This window comes from Succinatimonas hippei YIT 12066 (assembly GCF_000188195.1).
Classification (GTDB): Bacteria; Pseudomonadota; Gammaproteobacteria; order Enterobacterales; family Succinivibrionaceae; genus Succinatimonas; species Succinatimonas hippei.
The window spans coordinates 1-513 of sequence record NZ_GL830978.1 but is presented as its reverse complement, the minus strand read 5'-3'; the positions used below and the strand labels follow the sequence as shown (position 1 = coordinate 513).

1 pseudogene is annotated in these 513 nt (G+C 42.9%); it reads right to left on the bottom strand.

The window, feature by feature from the left end:
* Nucleotides 1–30 precede the first annotated feature (30 nt).
* A pseudogene (locus tag HMPREF9444_RS11060) lies at nucleotides 31–513 on the bottom strand (IS21 family transposase); the annotation flags it as partial.

The following is a 513-nucleotide window of genomic DNA, read 5'->3' as shown; positions in this document are numbered from 1 at the left end:
ACTCCGACGAACAAATAAACCTTATGCTCTTTACCAATGGTCGTAAAGACTCATGGTTTTGCCAGCCCAATCGACCTCGCAGCTTACTCCGGGCTTACGAACAATATGACTTGTAAACTCATGCTCTTCAACATAGTTGCCGTAATCCGTACAGAATTTGGTGTATTTGACCGGTATTTTATTTTCTTTGCGTGTTTTGGCGGCATATTCCTGCCACAACAGCTTCAGCGTAACTCCGACCCGACGCAGCTCCGAATGGATTTCACGGTAGTCAGGCTTGGCATAAAAGTCATCATTGAGGTATTCATACTTGTGCGGATAAATGAGCTTATAAACTTCATCTTCGCTTTTGGTTATAACATCTCGATAAGAAAGATTCTGCTGTTGCGCAATTGTGCATACTTCGTTAACCGGACGTCGCGAAATATGCCGTGAAGCGGCTATTTCGGTACGGGACAAGCCTTTATCTCTAAGCTCGAGAATTAATTTAACATTTACTTTGCGGATCATAAT